Origin of the sequence: Xanthomonas cissicola (assembly GCF_008801575.1) — a bacterium.
Classification (GTDB): Bacteria; Pseudomonadota; Gammaproteobacteria; order Xanthomonadales; family Xanthomonadaceae; genus Xanthomonas; species Xanthomonas cissicola.
The window spans coordinates 1-20,016 of sequence record NZ_VZPL01000074.1; the positions used below are offsets into that span (position 1 = coordinate 1).

General features: G+C 65.1%; 12 protein-coding genes and 3 pseudogenes. 5 read left to right on the top strand and 10 right to left on the bottom strand.

Annotated elements, in window-relative coordinates:
- Window positions 1-118 (top strand): annotated as a pseudogene (locus F7R02_RS20965) (IS5-like element ISCARN85 family transposase); the annotation flags it as partial.
- Between the two features lie 193 nt (window positions 119-311).
- Here the strand turns inward: F7R02_RS20965 and F7R02_RS20970 are convergent.
- From F7R02_RS20970 to F7R02_RS20985, 4 genes are read right to left on the bottom strand one after another with little or no spacing between them, the layout of a single operon-like run.
- Window positions 312-1,595, bottom strand: a complete 1,284-nt coding sequence (locus F7R02_RS20970; protein WP_005912129.1) for a TRAP transporter large permease — start codon at window positions 1,593-1,595, stop codon at window positions 312-314.
- On the bottom strand, window positions 1,595-2,116 hold the full coding sequence (locus F7R02_RS20975) for a TRAP transporter small permease (protein WP_167521080.1): 522 nt from the start codon (window positions 2,114-2,116) through the stop codon (window positions 1,595-1,597). The genes F7R02_RS20970 and F7R02_RS20975 overlap by 1 nt, the downstream gene beginning before the upstream one ends.
- Window positions 2,117-2,126: 10 nt before the next feature.
- Window positions 2,127-3,125, bottom strand: coding sequence for a TRAP transporter substrate-binding protein (locus F7R02_RS20980; RefSeq protein WP_016850027.1), 999 nt, complete (start codon window positions 3,123-3,125; stop codon window positions 2,127-2,129).
- Between the two features lie 37 nt (window positions 3,126-3,162).
- Window positions 3,163-3,984, bottom strand: coding sequence for a 2-keto-4-pentenoate hydratase (locus F7R02_RS20985; protein WP_078590096.1), 822 nt, complete (start codon window positions 3,982-3,984; stop codon window positions 3,163-3,165).
- Between the two features lie 140 nt (window positions 3,985-4,124).
- On the opposite strand from F7R02_RS20985, the pseudogene F7R02_RS20990 reads away from it, so the two are divergent.
- Together F7R02_RS20990 and F7R02_RS20995 are read left to right on the top strand one after the other, a co-directional pair.
- Window positions 4,125-5,202, top strand: a pseudogene (locus F7R02_RS20990) (alpha/beta hydrolase).
- Window positions 5,199-6,821: a carboxylesterase/lipase family protein gene (locus tag F7R02_RS20995; RefSeq protein WP_139370987.1), complete on the top strand. Its 1,623-nt coding sequence runs from the start codon at window positions 5,199-5,201 to the stop codon at window positions 6,819-6,821. The pseudogene F7R02_RS20990 and the gene F7R02_RS20995 overlap by 4 nt, the downstream one beginning before the upstream one ends.
- A gap of 45 nt (window positions 6,822-6,866) precedes the next feature.
- Here F7R02_RS20995 and F7R02_RS21000 read toward each other — a convergent pair whose 3' ends face one another.
- The 5 genes from F7R02_RS21000 to F7R02_RS21020 form a co-directional block, all read right to left on the bottom strand.
- Window positions 6,867-8,015 (bottom strand): aldo/keto reductase, encoded by a 1,149-nt coding sequence (locus tag F7R02_RS21000; protein WP_078590097.1) that lies wholly within the window; start codon window positions 8,013-8,015, stop codon window positions 6,867-6,869.
- An 80-nt stretch (window positions 8,016-8,095) separates the two neighbouring features.
- Window positions 8,096-8,590 carry a metallophosphoesterase family protein gene (locus tag F7R02_RS21005; protein WP_005932549.1) on the bottom strand — a complete coding sequence of 165 codons (495 nt, stop codon included), beginning with the start codon at window positions 8,588-8,590 and terminating at the stop codon, window positions 8,096-8,098.
- Between the two features lie 194 nt (window positions 8,591-8,784).
- Window positions 8,785-10,968 carry a 1,4-alpha-glucan branching protein GlgB gene (gene glgB, locus F7R02_RS21010; RefSeq protein ID WP_078590098.1) on the bottom strand — a complete coding sequence of 728 codons (2,184 nt, stop codon included), beginning with the start codon at window positions 10,966-10,968 and terminating at the stop codon, window positions 8,785-8,787.
- 11 nt (window positions 10,969-10,979) lie between these two features.
- Window positions 10,980-14,330, bottom strand: coding sequence for a maltose alpha-D-glucosyltransferase (gene treS / locus F7R02_RS21015; RefSeq protein ID WP_078590099.1), 3,351 nt, complete (start codon window positions 14,328-14,330; stop codon window positions 10,980-10,982).
- On the bottom strand, window positions 14,327-17,443 hold the full coding sequence (locus F7R02_RS21020; RefSeq protein ID WP_078590100.1) for a maltotransferase domain-containing protein: 3,117 nt from the start codon (window positions 17,441-17,443) through the stop codon (window positions 14,327-14,329). Before F7R02_RS21020 ends, treS begins: the two co-directional genes overlap by 4 nt.
- Before the next feature lie 856 nt (window positions 17,444-18,299).
- Here F7R02_RS21020 and F7R02_RS21025 point away from each other — a divergent pair.
- Entirely contained in the window at window positions 18,300-18,788 is a 489-nt protein-coding gene (locus F7R02_RS21025; protein WP_039576879.1) for a MarR family winged helix-turn-helix transcriptional regulator, read from the top strand.
- A 7-nt stretch (window positions 18,789-18,795) separates the two neighbouring features.
- The gene (locus F7R02_RS21030; RefSeq protein ID WP_078590101.1) at window positions 18,796-19,653 is read left to right on the top strand and encodes an SDR family oxidoreductase; all 858 of its coding nucleotides are present in this window, start codon (window positions 18,796-18,798) and stop codon (window positions 19,651-19,653) included.
- 257 nt (window positions 19,654-19,910) lie between these two features.
- Here F7R02_RS21030 and F7R02_RS21040 read toward each other — a convergent pair.
- A pseudogene (locus F7R02_RS21040) lies at window positions 19,911-20,016 on the bottom strand (IS5/IS1182 family transposase); the annotation flags it as partial.

A 20,016-nucleotide genomic window follows, 5' to 3' on the forward strand; every position in this document is an offset into this window, starting at 1 on the left:
ACTGTTCCGTCGCTTGAAAGGCTACCGCCGGATTTTCTCGCGCTTCGAGAAGCTGGATGTCATGTTCCTTGGATTCCTCAGCTTCGTCCTAGTCGTTGATGGGCTTCGGATGTGTTAACAGGCCCTAGTCCCGGATGCCGGGCTTTACCACGATGGCGGGCAATGCCACCGGTTAACCAGATGCGGTAGAACCCTGCCACCGGCAACGGTGTCTGGCACGCTTGCAGGTGGATGGCAGGCGATCGATACGACGCGAACAAGCCGTACCGATCGCCCGTCTGCCAGTCATGCCATCACGCAGTTACCCCGGCTCAGGCGCGCAGGGCGCGCGGCAGCCACAGCGACAACTCAGGGAAAAACGCCACGATCAACAGCACGCACAACGCCGCCAGCCAGAACGGCCAGATGGTGCGCATGCTTTGCGCGATGGTGATCTGCCCGATGGAGGTGCCGATGAACAACACCGATCCGATCGGCGGCGTGATCAGGCCGATACCGCCGGCCAACACCATCACCAGGCCGAAGTGGATGGGGTCGATGCCGTAGGCCTTGACCACCGGCAGGAAGATCGGCGTGCAGATCAGGATCTTCGGCGCCAGGTCCATGAACATGCCCAGCAACAGCAGCATCACCACGATCATCAGCAGCACCGTGTTCTTGCTGTCGGCAATGGCCTGCAGGAACTTCACCGCCGCTGCAGGTACCTGCAGATAGGCCAGCAACCAGCCGAACACAGCAGCGGTGGCGATCACGAACAGGATCACGCCGGTGGTGCGCGCCGCATGCGTCACCGCAGCGAAGAACTCGGCCCAACGCAATTGGCGATACAACAACGCGGTGACGATCAATGCGTACACCACTGCAATGGCGGCGCTTTCCACCGCGGTGAAGATGCCGGCGCGAATCCCGATGAAGATCAACCCGACCAGCCCCAGGCCGGGCAGCGCGCCGATCAGGCGCAAGGCCACCGCACGCCAACCAGGAAAGGCTTCGGTGCCGTAGCCGCGATGACGCGCCACCGCATAGCCGGTCACCATCATCGCGGCGGTCATCAACAACGCGGGGAAGATGCCGGCCGCGAACAGATCGGCAATCGACAAGCCGCCACCAGCCGCGGCCGAGAACAGGATCAGGTTATGCGAAGGCGGCACCAGCAAGGCCACCAGCGCAGCGGTCATGCTCACATTGACCGCGTAATCGCGGTCGTAACCGCGCTTGATCATCTGTGGAATCATGGTGCCGCCGACTGCCGAGACATCGGCAATCGCCGAGCCGGAGACGCCGCCGAAGAACAGCGACGACAGCACGCTGACTTGGCCCAGGCCACCGCGGACACGCCCGACCAAGGACGAGGCCAACGCGATCAAGCGTTCGGAAATGCCACCGCGCAGCATCAGCTCGCCGGCGAAGATAAACAGCGGAATCGCAATCAACGACGCCGAGCCGCTGCCGGCGGAAATCTGCTGCACCAGCACCACCGTGGGCAGGTCCAAATACAGCAGCGTGGCCAGCGCCGCCGCGCCCAGGGCGTAGGCCACCGGCACGCCGATCAGCAGCAGCACCACGAAGGTGCCCAACAACATGGCGATGCCCATCAGCGCACTCCTCCGACATGGACCGGGCGCAGCACGCGCCACAACTTGAACACGGCAAACAGCACCATCAGCGCACCGCCGATCGACAGCGGCAGGTAGTTGATGCTCTGCGGCATCTGCGCACCGGCCATCTTGATATCCAGCCCGTCGACCAGCAGTGCCGCGCTCCACCATGCCAGCACCGCACCGATGGAGAGGATCATCAGCGGGCGGATCACTTCGAACATCTTGCGCACCAGCGGCGGCATGTGGTCGCCCAGCAGGTAGAAGCCGAAGTGGCGGTTGGTATGCACGCCGGCCGCCGCGCCCAGGCTCAGTGCGGTGCTCAGCAGCAACAGGGTCACCGGTTCGGTCCAGCTGGGCGAGTCGTTGAGCACATAGCGGGTGAACACCTGCCAGCCCTGCACGACCACCAGGCCCAGCAGCGCCAATGAGGCCACGCCCACGGCGATATCGGAAACGCGGTCCAGCGCACGTTGCAACGGCGCGACCGGGACGGCAACAGTCTCGGGTTCGGTCATCGGGACACCTCTATGCGAAATCGCGGATGCGGCGGTACAGGGTTTCGATCTCCGGCTGCTTGCGGTATTCGGCCAACAGCGGCGCAGCGGCAGCGCGGAATGCCGGCATGTCGACCTGATTGAGCTTCACGCCGTAGTCGATCACCTGCTTGCGCGCCACCGTCTCGGAGGCGTCCCACAAGTTGCGCATCACCGGCACCGAGGCGCGCGCCAGTTCCACCACCAGGCCGCGGTCGGCCGCGCTCAGCGATTGAAAACTCTGGCGCGACATCACCAGGATGTCCGGCGCGTAGGAATGCTCGCTCTGCGACCAGTAATGCGCGGCTTCGAAATGCCGGCTGGACTGAAAGCTGCGCATGTTGTTTTCCGCACCGTCGATCATGTGCGTTTCCATCGCCGAAAACGTTTCGCCCAGCGACATCGGCGTGGGGTTGGCGCCCAGCATGCGCATCAACTTGAGGAAGATGTCCGACGAAGCCACCCGCAATTTCAGGCCCTTGAGATCTTCCGGGCGGTGCAGCGGATGCTTGGTGTTGTAGAAGCAGCGCGCGCCAGAATCGTAGATGGCAAGCCCGACCAGATCGCGCTGCTCGAAGCTGCGCAGCACGCTGTCGCCGACATGCCCGTCGATGGCGCGACGCAGATGCGGTACCGAGTCGAACACATACGGCAGGCACAGCGCTTGAGTGAGCGGGAAGGTGTTGTTCAACGCGCCGGAATACACACGGGTGATGTCGATGGCGCCGAAGCGCGCCATGTCGATCGCCTCCGATTCGCGGCCCAGCTGGCCGGAGTGGTACTGGCGCAGCTTGAGCCGGCCATTGGTGCGTTCTTCCAGTTGCTTGCCGAACCAGCGCACCGCTTCCACGGTGGGGTAATCGCCGACGTGCACGTCGGTGGCGGTGAGCAACTGCCCGCCGGGAACCGGCGTGGTGGCGCCGGCACCCCACCAGGGGGCGGCGGCAGCGGCGCCGAGCCCGGCACCGAGAAAATGTCTGCGTGTGATCATTGGCGCTCTCCCAAGCGTCTGGTCACGGGGACCGCCGTCAACTGGCGGACACAGCCGTACAGGAAATATCGCCGATGCCGGCGAAGCGAATCAGGGCACGCTGCCCCACTTCGATGTCGTGGATACCGGTGGCATTGCCGGTGGCAATCAGATCACCGCGCTTGAGCGGACGCCCGCGCTGTGCCGAACGGCTGAGCGCGAATGCGTAGGCCGCGCGCAGCCCGCCCGGCAACGTGGTGGCCCCACCGGTGCCGACCACCTTTTCGTCGATCAGCGTCTGGGCAGTGAGCGCAGCCTCGTCGCGCGCCAGCCAATCGGTCACTTCCGGGCCCAGAATCAGGCCGTTGTTGTTGCCGAAGTCCGAAATCACCACCCGCGGGCCCAACTGGTTGATGGTGGCCAGCGGGCTGCTGGCGATTTCCACCCCGATGAACAACGTGGCCGGCAGCTGTGCGGCCTGCTCCGGGGTGAAGTGGGTCTGATCGGCCGGGGCATCGGCACCGAGCATCAGGACATATTCGGCTTCCACTGCGCCGAAGCCGCCTTCATAGATCGGGAATTCGGTTGTTCCACCGGTAGCATTCCAGAGCTTGTGCGAGAAGATCGGGCCCAGCAGGCGCTCGTCGCCCGATGCATCGCGGCGCTCGGCGGCGATGTAGCCCACCTTCCAGCCGACCACCTGGTCGTCCCACTGGCTGATGGCGATATCCTGCACCTGGTAGGCGGTGAGCAGATCGTCGGGGATCTGCCCTGGAAAGTCCGGCAGCGATGCCCCTGCACGGCGTGCCTCCACAAAGCGCTGGGCGATCTGCGACAGCGAGGATGTGGAGGATGGTGGGGTGGCGGCGTCGTTGCTCAAGGGTGTCTCCCTGATAGGTGTTTTTGTTGCACTGCCAATCGACAGTGGCACGGTGTGCTGTATATGGTAAACCGGTGTCATTGGCAATGTGCACTGCGGCAATTGTGGTCGCGGTGACGAAGTGGCCCTGGGAGGGGTGAATGCAACAGACACGCCAAACGCATGCGTTGACCGCACTTTCGCGCGCCACGCGACATGGCCTGGCGGTCCTTGTGCTGGGCGCGCTGCTGGCCGGCCCGGCGCCGGCGGCCGAGCGACCGAGCGACCGAGCGCCGATACTGCCGCCGAACAAGCCAGCCGGATCGCGCTATGGCCAACGCCGCTGGCACCGGGGGATACGGCGCTGCCGCAACCGCAGCGCATCGTCGAGCGCAGCAGCGAGCCGACGCAGCCGGATCGCTACATCCAGCAGGTCAGTACGCCGTATCTGGTGGTCTACCGGCCCAAACAGCCCAACGGCACCGCCCTGCTGGTCACGCCTGGTGGCGGCTACCAACGCATCGTGCTGGACAACGAGGGCAGCGCGCTGGTGCCCGGCTTTGTCGACGTCGCCGGCATCACCCTGTTCGTGCTGCGCTACCGGCTGCCGGGCGAAGGCCACCCGAACGGCGCCGACGTGCCGCTGGCCGATGCGCAACGTGCCTTGCGGCTGATCCGCGCCAATGCGGCGCGCTATGGCATCGATGCGCAGCGCGTGGGCGTGATGGGCTTTTCGGCCGGCGGCCATGTCGCCGCCAGCCTGGGCACGCGCTACGCCGCGCAGGTGTATCCGCCCATCGACGCGGCCGATGCACTGAGCGCACGACCGGACTTCCAGTTGCTGATCTACCCGGTGATCGACATGGACAGCGCCAACGCGCACAAAGGCTCACGCGAACGCCTGCTCGGCAGCGCCCCGAGCCAGGCGCAGGTGCAGGCCTATTCGCCACAGCTGCACGTGGACGCGCGCACGCCACCTACCTTTCTGCTGCATGCGCAGGACGACAGCGTGGTGCCGGTGCGCAACAGCCTGCTGATGCACGATGCGCTGCTACGCGCTGGTGTGCCCAGCGAGCTGCACGTATTCCCGCAGGGCGGCCATGGCTTCGGTACCGCCAGCGGTAGCGGCAGCGGTCTTACCGTGTCCGCATGGCCGCAGCTGGCGCAAGCCTGGATCGCGCATGTCGCCAAGCCCGCACCGACACCTACACCTACACCGCGAAGGAGATGGCGCGATGACAACCCAAGCCACTCCTGACACGCGACGCCGCACGTTGCTGCGTGGTGGCCTGCTCGCGACTGCGGCAGCAACGCTTCCCGGCTTCGCTGCCGCGGCCGTACTTGCGCCGCCACGCGACCATGGCGCGCCGCTGGCACGCGTGCGTGGCGGCGCGCTGCGCGGCTACCGCGACCAGGGCGTCTGCGTGTTCAAGGGCATCCCCTATGGCGGCGACACCGCTTCGCGACGCTTCCAGGCACCGCTGCAGGAAACGCCGTGGCACCACGTGCGCGATGCCAGCGGTTTCGGTGCAGCGGCGCCACAGCCCAAGGCCAGCGAGCCCACCAGTGAGGACTGCCTGTTCCTCAATGTGTGGACACCCGGCCTGCGCGATGGCGGCAAGCGGCCGGTGTTGTTCTATATCCACGGCGGCGGCTACACCACCGGCTCCGGCAGCGATCCGCTCTACGATGGCGTGCGCCTGTGCAAGCGCGGCGATGTGGTGGTGGTCACCGTCAATCACCGGCTCAACCTGTTCGGCTATCTGTCGCTGGCGCAGCTGGGCGATGCCAGTTTCGCCGACTCCGGCAATGCGGGGCAGTTGGACCTGATCCAGGCGCTGCAGTGGGTGCGCCAGCACGCGGCCGAATTCGGCGGCGACGCCGGCAATGTCACGGTGTTTGGGCAATCGGGCGGTGGCGCCAAAATCGCCACGCTGATGGCGATGCCGGCCGCGCGCGGGCTATTTCATCGCGCCTGGACCATGAGCGGGCAACAGGTCACCGTGGCCGGGCCGCGTGCGGCCACCCAGCGCGCGCAGCTGCTGCTGGACGCGTTGAAGATTTCGCCAAGCGAGATCGCGCGCATGCGCACGCTGCCTGTGGCCCAACTGCTGGCCGCCGCGCACGTGCGCGACCCGTCGCGGGTGGAAAGCACGGCGCTGTATTTCGGCCCGGTGCTGGATGCGCGCAACGTGCCGGTGCATCCGTTCTGGCCGACTGCGCCGGTGCAGTCGGCACGTATTCCGATGGTGATCGGCAATACGCGCGATGAAACACGCGGCTTTCTCGGCAACGATGCGAAGAACTTCGCGCTGAGTTGGGACGAATTGCCGGCCAGGCTGGAGGCGCAGCAATACGTGGACCTGTTGCCGCAGGTGGTCATTGCCGAATATCGGCGGCTCTATCCGCAGTACACGCCGTCGCAGGTGTTCTTCGCAGCCACCACCGCCGGCCGCTCGTGGCGCGGCGCTGTTGAAGAAGCCCAAGCGCGTGCCAGTCAGGGCGCGCCCACCTGGGTCTATCAACTGGATTGGGGTTCGCCGCTGGATGGCGGCAAGTTCGGCGCCTTCCATACCTTGGATATTCCGCTGGTGTTCGACAACGTGCGCCAGCCGGGCTCGCGCACCGGCGATGGTGCCGATGCGCAGCGCATGGCCGAGCAGATGAGCGAAGCGCTGCTTGCGTTTGCGCGGCAGGGCGACCCCAATCGTCGCGGCGCGCCGTACTGGAAACCGTATTCCTTGAAACGGCGCGAAACGCTGGTGTTCGACACGCCAAGCCGGCTGGAACTGGATCCGCGTGGTGGCGAGCGCCTGTTGTATCAACAAGCGCCGTTCATTCAACGCGGGACGTTTTGATTGCCATGCAGCGCGAACACCCTACGCTGCGCGCGGGCTCAGCCCTCAACGCGCCGCGGGCACCGGCGCGTCTGCCTCGATCACGCCTTCGCGCTTGAGCGCCTCCCACACCGCCGACGGAATCGCCACCCGCATCGAGCTCGCATTGGCACGTGCCTGCTCGGCCGTGCGCGCACCGGGAATCACGGCCGACACCACCTGCGGGGCCGCAGCAAATTGTAGCGCGACGGTGCGTAGATCCACGCCGTGCCGGTCGCAGATGGCCAGCGCTTTGTGCCGCTTGGCAGGCGCCCATGGCGGAATGGTGCCGTCGTAGAGATAACGCTCGCGCCCGGCCAGATAGCCAGCCAACAGCGGTGCACCGACCACAACCGAGGCGCCGTGCTTTGCGATCTTCGGGAAGGTGTCATGCAAGGCCTGCGCATGGTCGAGCAGCGAGTACTGGCAGGCGAGCAGGAAGATGTCCGGGTCGGCTTCTTCGATTGCGCGCAAGGCCGGCTCAGGACGATTGACGCCAAAGCCCCAGGCCTTGATCAAGCCCTCCTTGCGCATCTTGGTCAGCTCCGGCATCGCGCCCTTCACCGCCTCGGCGAACCGCTGCTCCCACGGCATGCCCAGGTCTTTTTCGTTCTCTGGCGAGAGATCGTGGATATACGCGATGTCGATCTGCGACACACCCAGACGCTGCAGGCTGTCTTCGATCGAGCGCCGCACCCCGGACGCGCTGTAGTCGTAGCGATAGTCGAACGGCGACGGTTGCTGCCACATCGTCTTGGGCGGCGTGTCGGTCGCGGTGAGCAAGCGCCCGACCTTGGTCGACAACACGTAATCGTCGGCCGGATGGTTGTGCAAATGATGGCCGGTGCGTCGCTCCGACAAGCCCAACCCGTACCAAGGCGAGGTATCGAAATACCGCACGCCCGATTCCCACACCGCTGCCAGCGTCTGCTCGCTCTGTGCGTCGGTGGCAGGCGCAAAGCCATTACCGATCGCCACGCCACCGAAGCCGAGGCGACTGCCAGGCCGGTAGCGTCCGCCCTTGACGAGCGGATTGGTCGGCAATGCGCCCGCATCGGTTTTCCCGCGCGTGGGCATCACGCTGCCGGGTGCCGACGATTGCGCCATCAACGGCGCAGCGGCCAATGCCGCAGTACCGGCCGCGGCAGCAGAAAGGAATTGGCGACGTGTATTCATGGGAATTCCTTGCAACAACGTGGTCCACGAGCATGGCCCCGCCGGTGTGCATGCCAAGTCAGCGAACTCAGCCTTGGGCTTCAAACCAGTGCCAATGGCTGCACGTGCGCACGTGGCGCGCCATCGCCCAGCCACAGCGTGGCCACGCTGATCGGCAGACTGAAACGACGCGGCCCGGCGCTGCCCGGATTGAGATACAGCACCCCATCGTGCATGTGCACCAGCGGCTTGTGCGAATGGCCGCTGATGACGACGTCGGCCTGCACCTGCGGTGCCAGCGTCTTCAGATCGTGCAGCACATGGATGCGCACGCCATCGATCTGCAGATCCAGCGTCTGCGGTAGGCCCGCCGCCCAGGGCTTGTCATCGATATTGCCTGCGATGGCATGCAGCGGTGCCAGTGCCCGCAATGCCTCAAGCACCTGCGGCGTGCCAACATCGCCGGCATGGATGATGTGCGCACAGCCCTCGAGCGCGGCAAGCGCTTCGGGCCGAAGCAGGCCGTGCGTATCGGAGATCACGCCGATCCGCGTGCCGGTGCCCGTCTGGCCATCACCGCGTTTGCGCGTGATCATCGAGACGACCTGCTGCTGGATGATCTGTTGCGAAACTCCCGGCCTGGAGAGATCAATGCCATCACGGTCGAGTGGGAGTGCAGGAATGCAGGCGATGCCAGCGCATGACCCACACCGTCAACGACAGCTGGATGCATGACGCAGCTACCGCCTCCCACCGGGCCAGTTGCCCGGTGAGAGGCGCAGGGGGGGCATCAGCCATACGGCGTCAGCACGATGGCGCCCAGCGGTGGTAACAGCAGCGGCAGCGATTGCGCGTGCCCATGCATGGATTGCTGCTCGGCGGTGACGCTGCCGCCATTGCCCAGGTTGCTGCCGCCGTAGATGCCGGCGTCGCTATTGAACACCTCGCGCCACTGGCCGCCTTGTGGCACACCGATGCGATAAGCGTGTTGCACGACCGGGGTGAAGTTGATCACCACCAGCACCGGTGCGTCGCCGCGTTTGCCCTTGCGCAGAAACGCAACCACGCTGTTGCCGGCATCGTCGCCCACCACCCAGGCGAACCCGGACGGATCGTCGTCGTGCGCGTGGAGCGCCGGGTATTGGACATACAGCCGGTTCAAATCGCGCACCAGCGTCTGCACTCCACGATGGCGAGGGTCGTCGAGCAAATGCCACGGCAGGCCGGCGTCGTGATTCCACTCGGTCGGCTGGCCGAATTCGCAGCCCATGAACAGCAACTTGCGTCCCGGGTGGGTGAACATGAAACCCAGGTACGCGCGCAGGTTGGCGAAGCGTTGCCAATCGTCGCCCGGCATGCGGCCCAGCAACGAACCCTTGCCGTGCACCACTTCGTCGTGCGAGATCGGCAGCACGAAGCGCTCCGAATACGCATAGACCATGCTGAAAGTCAGCTCACCATGATGGTAGCGGCGATAGATCGGGTCCAGCCCGGCGTAATGCAGGGTGTCGTGCATCCAGCCCATGTTCCACTTGTAGTGAAAGCCCAGGCCGCCGTGCGCCACCTCGACGGTGACACCGGGAAACGCAGTGGATTCTTCGGCAATCATTACCGCGCCCGAGGTGTGCTCGCGCACCACCTCGTTGAGCCGGCGCAGGAATGCGATGGTCTCGTAGTTCTCGCGCCCGCCGTGGATGTTGGGTATCCACTCGCCGGCGTTGCGGCTGTAATCGCGGTACAGCATCGAGGCCACCGCATCCACGCGCAGGCCGTCCACGTGATAGCGCTGCAGAAATTCCATCGCACTGGCGATCAGGAACCCGGACACCTCGCGGCGGCCGTGGTTGTAGATCAGCGTATTCCAGTCGCGGTGGAAGCCTTCGCGCGGGTCGGCATGCTCGTACAGCGCGGTGCCGTCGAAATGCGCCAGCCCGTGCGCATCGGTGGGAAAGTGCGCCGGCACCCAGTCGACGATCACGCCGATGCCTTCGCGATGGCAGCGGTCGACAAAGCGCGCAAATCCATCGGGCGTGCCGAAGCGCGCAGTGGGCGCGAACAGGCCCAGTGGTTGATAACCCCATGAACCGCCGAACGGATGCTCGCTCACCGGCATCAACTCGACATGGGTGAAGCCCATGTCGGCCACGTACGGGATCAGGCGGTCGGCCAGCCCATCCCAATCCAGATCAACCCCTGCTTCGCGCAACCACGAGCTGGCGTGGATCTCGTAGATGCTCATCGGCGCGTCGTGGGCCTGGCGACGCGCACGCGTGGCCATCCAGCCGTCGTCGCTCCACTGATGCGGCGTGGGATCGGCCACGATGGACGCAGTGCCCGGCGCAAGCTCCGCGCGGCGCGCCACCGGGTCGGCCTTGGCCGGCAACTCGTGCCCGTGCGGACCACGCAGCTGGTACTTGTAATGCGCGCCGGGGCCGACGTCGGGCACGAACAATTCCCACACGCCGGACTGATGCCGCAGCCGCATCGGATGACGGCGCGCGTCCCAGCTGTTGAAGTCGCCCACCACCGCCACGCGCGAGGCATTCGGTGCCCAGACGGCAAAGCGCGTGCCGCGTACGCCCTCCACCTCGACCACGTTGGCGCCCAGCGCGTCGGCCAGCTGCAGATGGTGGCCTTCGCTGATCAGGTGCAGGTCGAAGTCGCTGAGCTGCGGGCCGAACGCATACGGGTCTGCGGTCTCCTGCTCGCCACCGGGCCAGCCGATGCGCAGGCGATACCCGCCGTGCGCCGGCAACTCGCCGGCAAACAGGCCCGGCTCCGGGCCGGCGTCCAGCGCCACCACCCGCCCATCGTCGAGCACCGCACTGACGCGGTCGGCGCCGGGTAGATAGGTGCGCAACAAGCGCCCCTTGTCGGACGGGTGCGCACCCAAGACCGCAAACGCGTCGCCTTGGCGCGCTTCTGCCAGGGCGCGTACCACGCCGGAATCCCATCGATTGCTCACTGCTGTCATTACTCCACTCATCATGTGTCTCCTGCACCGGCGCGTGCGCGTTGCAGGATGCGTCGCAAGCCTTCGATCGGCACCATCAGCCACCCTGGGCGATTGGCCGCTTCATAACGCACTTCGTAGCAAGCCTTCTCCACCAGGAACAACAAGGTGGCTGCATTGAACGCCGCTGGCGCAATCCACGGATGGGCGCTGGCGTCGAGCACGGCATGGTAAGCGTCCAGGAAGGCTTGTGTGGAGCGGCGGCGGAATTGCACCAGGAATTGGTCCAGATGCGTATCCACACCAACACCGGCGCGGGCGGCGGTGCCTTCCTCGCCACGTGCCGACACTTCGCTGGCGTAATCGAGCGAGCGCAGGAAGCCTGCAACATCGCGCAGCGGGCTGGCCTTGGCGCGGCGTTCGGCCAGCGGCTTGGCCGGCTCGCCTTCGAAGTCGATCAGCACCACATCGTCGAAGGCCACCAGGATCTGGCCCAGGTGAAAATCGCCGTGCACGCGCGTGAGCAAGGAGTCGGCCAGCACGCTCGGCGCCTTGGCGAGCATGGCATCCAGCTGCGGGCGCTGCGCCAACACCGCCTCCAGCGCCTCGCGTTCGGCACTGTCTTCGCTGCCGGCCAAGCGTGCGTTGACGGTCTCCCACATCTCTTCGACCTGGCGTCCCACGCCGGCCACCACGTCGTTGGCGGTGGGCAGGTCGATGCGTTGCGGCGCGAAGTCGGCATCGTCGGTGCCGCGCGACAGCGCTTCGTGCAATTCGGCCAGCCGTTTGCCCACCACGGCGGCGAAGGCATCGTAGCCGGCGACCGCTTCGGCGCGCGCTTCGTCGGTCTGCGCAGTGGCGTATTCGTCGAAGCTGCGCGCCAGATGGTCCAGCGTCCAGCGCCAGGCATCGCCCTGGTTGCGGATGAAGCCCTGCAACAACCCGATGGTGGTGACGGTGCCCTGCCCGTCGATCCGGCTGACGCTGCCCAGCAGCGGCGCGGCATTGGCGTAGCCCATCTCGGTCAGGCGGCGGCCGATCTCGATCTCCGGGTTGGCGCCCACGGCCACATGCCGCAGCAGCTTGAACACGGCCTTGTCGGCGACCACCAGCGAGCTGTTGCTCTGTTCGGCCGACAACCAGCGGATTTCCGGATCCTGCGGGATGTCCAGCGTTGCCAGTGCCGGCGTGGCTTCGAAGCAGACCTGCCCCTGTTGGGCGACATCGTCGCCGTCGCAGAAGTCCAGCGCCGCATGGCTGCGCAGCGCATCGATCACACCGCGCACCATGGGCTTGAGCGCAAACGCGTCGGTGAGATAGCCCACCTCGCGGCCCTGGCGCACGCGCGCCAGCGCCAGCTGCTCGGCCAGCGTGCTCGGCTGCTCGCGCTCCCACACGATGCCCACCGGCAGCATGTAACGCTCGTGGCGGCCGTCTTCCAGCTCTACCTCCAGTTCCAGCAGCGTCATGGGCTCATCGCCTGGCAGCGGCGTACGGCGCGCGATGCGCACGCTGCGCAGCGCCTGGTCCTTGGCCGAGAACCAACGCCGTGCCGACAGCCACGCCGGCAGGATTTCGCCTTCCAGCGTGGGCAGATGCGGCAGTAATGCGGCGCTTTCGTCGGCATCGCTGCGCAGCACCAGCGTGCGGTAATCCGGCAGCGGCACCGGGCTGGGCACATGCCAATCCGGCAAGGTGCCTTCGCTGACCAGCTGGAAGGCATAGAAACCGAACGGCGGCACCGTGAGCAGATAGGTCAACCGACCGATCGGCGGAAAGCTGCCGCCACCGATGATGTCCACCGGCACGCGACCTTCGAACTCGGACAGATCCAGCTCCACCGCCTGCAGCGTGTGCGAGAGGTTGGCCACGCACAACACGGTTTCATCCTGATAGCAGCGCAAGTAGGCGAGCATGCGGCGGTTGCCCGGGTACAGGAAGCGCAAGCTGCCGCAGCCGAAGGCCTGGTAGCGCTTGCGCACGCTGAGCACGCGGCGGGTCCAGGTCAGCAGCGAATGCTGGTCGCGGATCTGCGCTTCCACATTCACCGCCTGGAAGCCATACAGCGGATCCATCACCGGCGGCAGCACCAGCTGCGCCGGGTCGGCACGCGAGAAACCGCCGTTGCGGTCGATCGACCACTGCATTGGCGTGCGCACGCCATCGCGGTCGCCCAGATGGATGTTGTCGCCCATACCGATTTCGTCGCCGTAATACAGCACCGGCGTGCCAGGCATGGTCAGCAGCAACGAAGTCATCAACTCGATACGGCGGCGGTCGCGCTCCAGCAGCGGCGCCAGGCGGCGCCGAATGCCGAGATTGATACGCGCGCGGCGATCGGCGGCGTAGGTCTGCCACAGATAATCGCGTTCCGAATCGGTGACCATTTCCAGCGTCAACTCATCGTGGTTGCGCAGGAAGATCGCCCACTGGCAGCTCTCCGGAATCTCCGGGGTCTGGCGCATGATGTCGGTGATGGGGAAGCGGTCTTCGCGCGCGATCGCCATATACATGCGCGGCATCAGCGGGAAGTGGAACGCCATGTGGCATTCGTCGGCGTTCTGGCCGAAGTATTGCTGGGTGTCTTCCGGCCACATGTTGGCTTCTGCCAGCAGCATGCGGTCGGGATATTCGGCATCCAGCGTGGCGCGGATCTTGCGCAGGATGGCGTGGGTTTCGGGCAGGTTTTCGTTGGAAGTGCCGGCGCGCTCGATCAGGTACGGCACCGCGTCCAGACGCAGGCCATCCACGCCGCGATCCAGCCAGAAACGCATCACTTCCAGCACCGCGTCCAGCACCGCCGGGTTATCGAAGTTCAGGTCCGGCTGATGCGAATAGAAGCGGTGCCAGAAGTACTGCCCGGCCACCGGGTCCCAGGTCCAGTTGGATTTTTCGGTATCGCAGAAGATGATCCGCGTGCCTTCGTATTCCTGATCGGTGTCCGACCAGACGTAGAAGTCGCGCTCGGGCGAGCCGGCTGGCGCATTGCGTGCGCGCTGAAACCAGAGATGCTGATCGGAGGTGTGGTTGATCACCAGCTCGGTGACGATGCGGATGCCACGCGCATGCGCATGCGCCACCAATTGCTCGAAGTCTTCGATGCTGCCGTAATCCGGGTGCACCGCCATGTACTCGGCGATGTCGTAGCCGTCATCGCGGCGCGGGCTGGGATAGAACGGCAGCAGCCAGATGGTGTCCACGCCAAGCTCGGCGATGTAATCCAGCTTGGAAATCAGCCCCGGAAAATCGCCGATGCCATCGTCGTTGGAATCGAAGAACGACTTGACGTGCACCTGGTAGATGATCGCGTCCTTGTACCAACGCTGGTCGGCGACCACGGCCGACTGCTCTGCGTCGGCTTGTAACGATGCCACTGCATTCATGCGACCTCTCCTGCGCGGATGCGCCATAACGCGAACGGTCGCGTTGCCTCTAGACGAATGTGTTGATATTTGCCGTGCCACGCGAAACGATGGCCATCCCACAGATCCTCCACGGCAACGCTGGCGTGATCGGGCAGGCCCAGTTCCCACAACGGGATTTCGATATCGGCGTCCTGCCCGGCGTGCGGGTCCAGATTGATCGCCACCAGCACCATGCTGCGGCTGCGCGACAGGTAACCGGCATCCAGGAATTTGCCGTAGTACAGCACCTGGTCGTTATGCGCCTGGTAGAAGCGCGTGCCCAGATGCGACTGCAGTTCCGGATGCATGCGGCGCAGTTGGTTGAAGCGGGTGATCTCCTCGACGATGTCGCCGGGCACGCGTTCGGGCCATGCGCGCAGCTGGAATTTTTCCGAGTCCAGATACTCTTCCTTGCCAGGCGCCAGCGGTGTGGCTTCGCAGAGCTCGAAGCCCTGGTACATCCCCCATAAACCCGACAGCGTGGTGGCCAGCGCGGCGCGGATCAGATGGCCATTGCGCCCGCTGGTCTGCAGGAACAGCGGGTTGATGTCGGGCGTATTGACGAAGAAATGCGGGCGGAAACATTCGCGCGGCACGCCGTCGTTCAACTCTTCCACGTACGCCTGCAGCTCGTGCTTGTGGTTGCGCCAGGTGAAGTAGGTGTAGGACTGCGAGAAGCCGCACTTGGCCAGCCGGTACATCATCTTCGGCCGCGTGAAGGCTTCGGAGAGAAACACCACATCCGGGCGCCGGCCGCGCACATCGGCAATCAGCCACTCCCAGAACGGAAACGGCTTGGTGTGCGGGTTGTCGACACGGAACAGCGTGACGCCTTCGTTGACCCAGAACAGCACCGCGTTGCGCAGCGTATTCCACAGGTCCGGCACCGCGCCGCTGGCGTAGAAATCGACGTTGACGATGTCCTGGTACTTCTTGGGCGGGTTCTCTGCGTACGGAATCGAGCCATCGGCGCGCCAGGTGAACCAATCCTTGTGCTCCTTCAGCCAGGGGTGGTCCGGCGCGCACTGGATGGCGAAATCCAGCGCCACTTCCAGGCCCTGTGCGCGCGCGGCCTGGATCAGGCGGCGAAAGCCTTCCAGCCCACCGAGTTCGGCGTGGACTTCGGTATGCCCACCATCGGTCGCGCCGATCGCATACGGGCTGCCGGGCTCGCCTTCCACCGCCGTGACCGAGTTATTGCGGCCCTTGCGGTTATTCAGGCCGATCGGATGGATCGGCGGCATGTACAGCACGTCGAAGTTCATCGCGCGGATGTGCGGCAAGCGCTTGATGACGTCATCGAACGTGCCATGCCGGCTCGCATCGCCACTTTGCGAACGCGGAAACAGTTCGTACCAACTGGAAAAGTGCGCCGCGCGGCGCTCGGATTCCACCCGGAAGGTGACCGGATATTCCGAGCGGAACGGCTTGTCGTCGGCCAGCGCCATCGCCTGCGCGGTATCCGGCTCCAGCACGATGGCCAGCTGCTGCAGGGGTTCGCTCTGCGCACCGATGCGGGTGAGCACGGTCTGCAAGCGCTCGGCCAGCGCACCGTCGCTGCGCGCCTGTGCGGCCTGCACTGCCGCAACCGCCTCCTGCACATCGACCGGCAGCACTGTATTTGCGCCACGTTTCTTTTCCAGATCCGCATGCAAGGTGGCGAAGACGTCGCGCCAGGCTTCCACGCGAAATTCGTAGGTGCCGATGCGTTCCAACGGAAACTCGGCGCGCCAACGGTCGTTGCCCAACGCACGCATTGGCGCGCTGGCCCAGGCCTTGGCGTCGGCCGGACGCCACAGCACTGCCACCGCGATGCGGTCATGCCCATCGCAAAATGCGTCGGCCTCCACACAAATGCGGTCGCCCACCGTGCGCTTGACTGGAAAACGGCCGTTATCCACCGACGGGGTCACCGACTCGATGCACACGCGCGGCCACGTGCCGGCGGTCTGCGCACGCGGGCGCATGCGCGGCACTGCCAGCACATGGCGCGCCGGCACGCTGCGATACACGCGCACCTCGCCCGGCTCCAGCGCCTCCAGCGTGGCGCCGGACAAGGTGCGGCCATCTTCGGCCACCAAGGCCTCGGCATCGCCGAGCAGCCGCAACAGGTCTGAAGCCGGCACCGGCACCACGTGCTGGGTGTCGCCATTGATCAATAACAGGGAGGGCAAGCCGCCCAGCGGCTCGATCGCCACCGCGGTGAGCCCGGTCGCCTCCCGCAGCAGCGGGCGCAACCGCATGCCTGCATTGCTGGTTGGCAGTCCGTCGGTGGCGCAGATCGACGATGGCAATGCCGACAGGTGCGCATCGTCCAGCAACCATGCCCCGCCCAATGCCAGCGCCAGTTGCCAGTGCTGCTCGGGCGCCGCGGCGCGCTTGCCATCGGGCGCATCCAGCACCGCAACGACCTGCGCGGCCAACGCGCGCAGTGCACTGTCTTCGTCGAAGAACCAGCTGCCGCGACCATCCCACCAGGCAAGCGAGGAAAACGCCGCATCGAACCCGGCACCGGCCAGCTGCTGCAGTGCCTCCAGCCCCAGGCCCGGCGTCCATGCCGCAAACACCACCTCCGGCGCCTGCGCGTGCACGCGCGCGATCAACTCGCGCCAGCGCTGTACAGGCACCTGCTGCGGCTGCAACAGACGGAAGCCACCAACGCCCTGGCTCACCCACTCCAACAGGCGCGCACTCCACCACTCCACCAGCGCCGCACCTTCCTGCGCGTAGGCGAAGCGCGCTTCGGCCACCTCCGGCGTGGCACGCGGCTGCCGCGGGTCCGGGACCGCCGTACTGCGCGCCCGGAACCACTGCGGGTTGTCGCGCACCACCGCACTGGCGCCGCCCACTTCGTCCAGGCGCACATCGATCAACAGCTTCACGCCCGCGCTGTGCGCCGCCTGCACGGCATCTTGCAGGCGCTGCGCCTGCGTCTGGGCGCCGGCCGCGGGCTCGATCAGACGGCCTTCGGCATCGCGTTCGAAGGGTGCCGCCATCACCACGTAATCGCAGCCAGCCTCACGCGCCGCCACGCAGCGCTGCTCCAGCCCGTTCGCGTCCTTCAGTGCTTCATTGAGAACACAGATGCGCATGGCGCCCCCTCAGCAGGCAACGGCGCGCACGCGCACCGTCACGTGGGAAGCCAGCGGACGCGTGCCACGTGGCAGTCTTGCGAGACTTTGCTCACCGCGCGCCGCACCACCATCCCTACGTACCGAACCTAGCCGTATTGACGCTTGCCGGCACGCTGCCCGACCGACCCTGCCACCCGTGACTGCACTCATGCGCGACTCCGCAACGATTCTTGACCCATGCAGTCAAGCACCCCCCCTGCGAATTTCATGTGTCGGTGGAATTGACGAAAATCAAACAAGCGCGGCTGTGGGGCGTGCGCACGGCATCTCCCATTGCCGTTGGCGATCGAATGCGCTGCCGGGTGACAGGTGCCACGTAGGGAAGGCCGACCAACACGATGCAGGCCGATAGCTGGACCAACCAAGGAGTGCATCAGCTAGGTCGGCGCCACCAAGGCGGGCGCGTCTCGCCGACCGATCGCATTGGGTCGAGCAAGTAACTTCAGTATCAGACCCGCCGCATCGGCAGACCTCAATTCCATGGGACACAGCGCTTGAGCGATACCAAGGAAAACCGCGTGCTCCGCTGCACTCGCGCTGCGTGCTCGTCTGATGACAATGAACCACCAAAACCATTTCATTGATTAACTTTTCAGCTGATCTGCCAGGCAACTTTCCCTGCATTTCGCCACCGACATGCTTGGCCGCTGTGCGTGGATTGCACAGATGCACTCTCAAGACGGGTTACCCGCTTGGCCCGCTTTTTTTTGTTCGTGGTGAGCCCACGTTTCAAAACCGGCCCCTAGGCCATGCAATCACGTGCAGATCACCGCCAGATTGACAACGTGCTGTCGAATTAAACAACGGCAACCGTATGCAGACCGACAACCAGCATGTCCGCGAATTGGCGTTGGCAGTGTTCGCGGCGAATGGCCGCCTGGTCAGCGCTGGCAACGCGCTGGTTGCCCATCTGGGGCTCACCAGTGCGTGGTGGCAAGTGCTGGCCGCGCTGCGTTACGCACCAGCGCCGCTACCCGCGGCTTCGATCGCGCGCAACATGGGCCTCACCCGGCAGGCAGTGCAGCGCATCGTCGATGTACTAGCCGAGCATGGACTGGTCGAGTTCCAGCCGAACCCGCAGCACCTACGCGCCAAGCTCGTTGCCCTTACCCGCGCAGGCATCAAGGCCGTCAGCGGCGCTGAAAACGCCGTTGCCCCCGTCGATCAAGCCATTGCGGGCAAGATCGGCATCGATCGCATCCGCGATGCCGTCCGCACGCTTGAAGAGATGAGCGCCGTCATCTCGGAGTATCTGGGTGATGCGCCCAGCGCTATCGGTTCCATCGTCAAACTGCAGGAGTAACGCAATCATGATTCTGGTATCAGGTGCCACGGGCGGTATCGGCGGCGAACTGCGCAGGCTCTTGCAGGAAGCAGGCACGCCGTTTCGCGCAATGTGCCGCAAGCAGGAGCAGGTAGATGACCTGCAACGGAAGGACGTGGATGCCGTGCTGGGCGACTTCGACACACCCGAAACGCTGCAAGGCGCAATGCAGGGCTGCCACACGCTGTTTCTCATCACCCCGCCCACACCCGGACAGGTGGTCCAGGAGACGGCCGCCATCGATGCGGCCAAGCGTGCCGGCATCGGCCGAATCGTGAAAGTGTCGGCATCCGATTGCAACGTGCGCTCACCGGTGCCGTGGGCGAAATCGCATGCGCTGATCGACCACCACCTGCGTGCGTCAGGCATCGCGTGGACCATCCTCAAGCCCACCGCGTACATGCAGAATTTCCTGTGGTTCAAGGATCCGATTGCCAAGGGCGCGTTCCCGATGGCAGCCGGCCGCGGCAGCGTGTCCTGGATCGACACCCGCGACATCGCGCGCGTGGCCGCGACGGTGCTGACCGAAGAAGGCCACGCAGGCGCAACCTATTTCCTCACTGGTCCTGAGACGCTCGACATGCAAGCGGCAACCTCGCGTCTATCGCAAGTCATCGGGCGTAAGGTGCGTTATCTCGACCTGCCAACGCCGGTGTTTCGCGTATTGATGCGTGCGACCGGCAACTCGCCGTGGATGGCCAAGGGCCTGACCGTGCAATTCGCAGATGTGGTGGCAGGCCATCATGACATCGATCCCACGTTCGAGATCGAGCGGCTCACCGGGAAGCGGCCGCATACATTCGATGACTTTGTTCGCGACCATCGGCAGGTGTTTGTTGGGTAGCCCCCTGACAACTGGGTTGGGTTGACTGCGCAGCAGGCCGACCCTGTTCTTACCGCCGGCAGATGGAAACACTGAGAGACGAGCTCTTCATTGAACCGCATCGCCGATTAGGTTCACCTTAAGTTAGTCGTGACGCCCTTTAAGGAAGGTCTGAATAACGAGGCCTGAGAGTGCGGGATGTCGCGTCGTTCCGAAGAGTGGCGTTTGAATCTTTGGAATTTCGCCATTTCTGGCGCTTTCCGTGGGAATTTCCTGGTTTACAGGCGCACGCTCCCCATAGCCGGCAGCAACTGCTTTCGCTTCATCCACAGATTGGAGAGCGCAAACAAGGTCAGCACGTGTGCGGTGTTTTTGGCCAGGCCG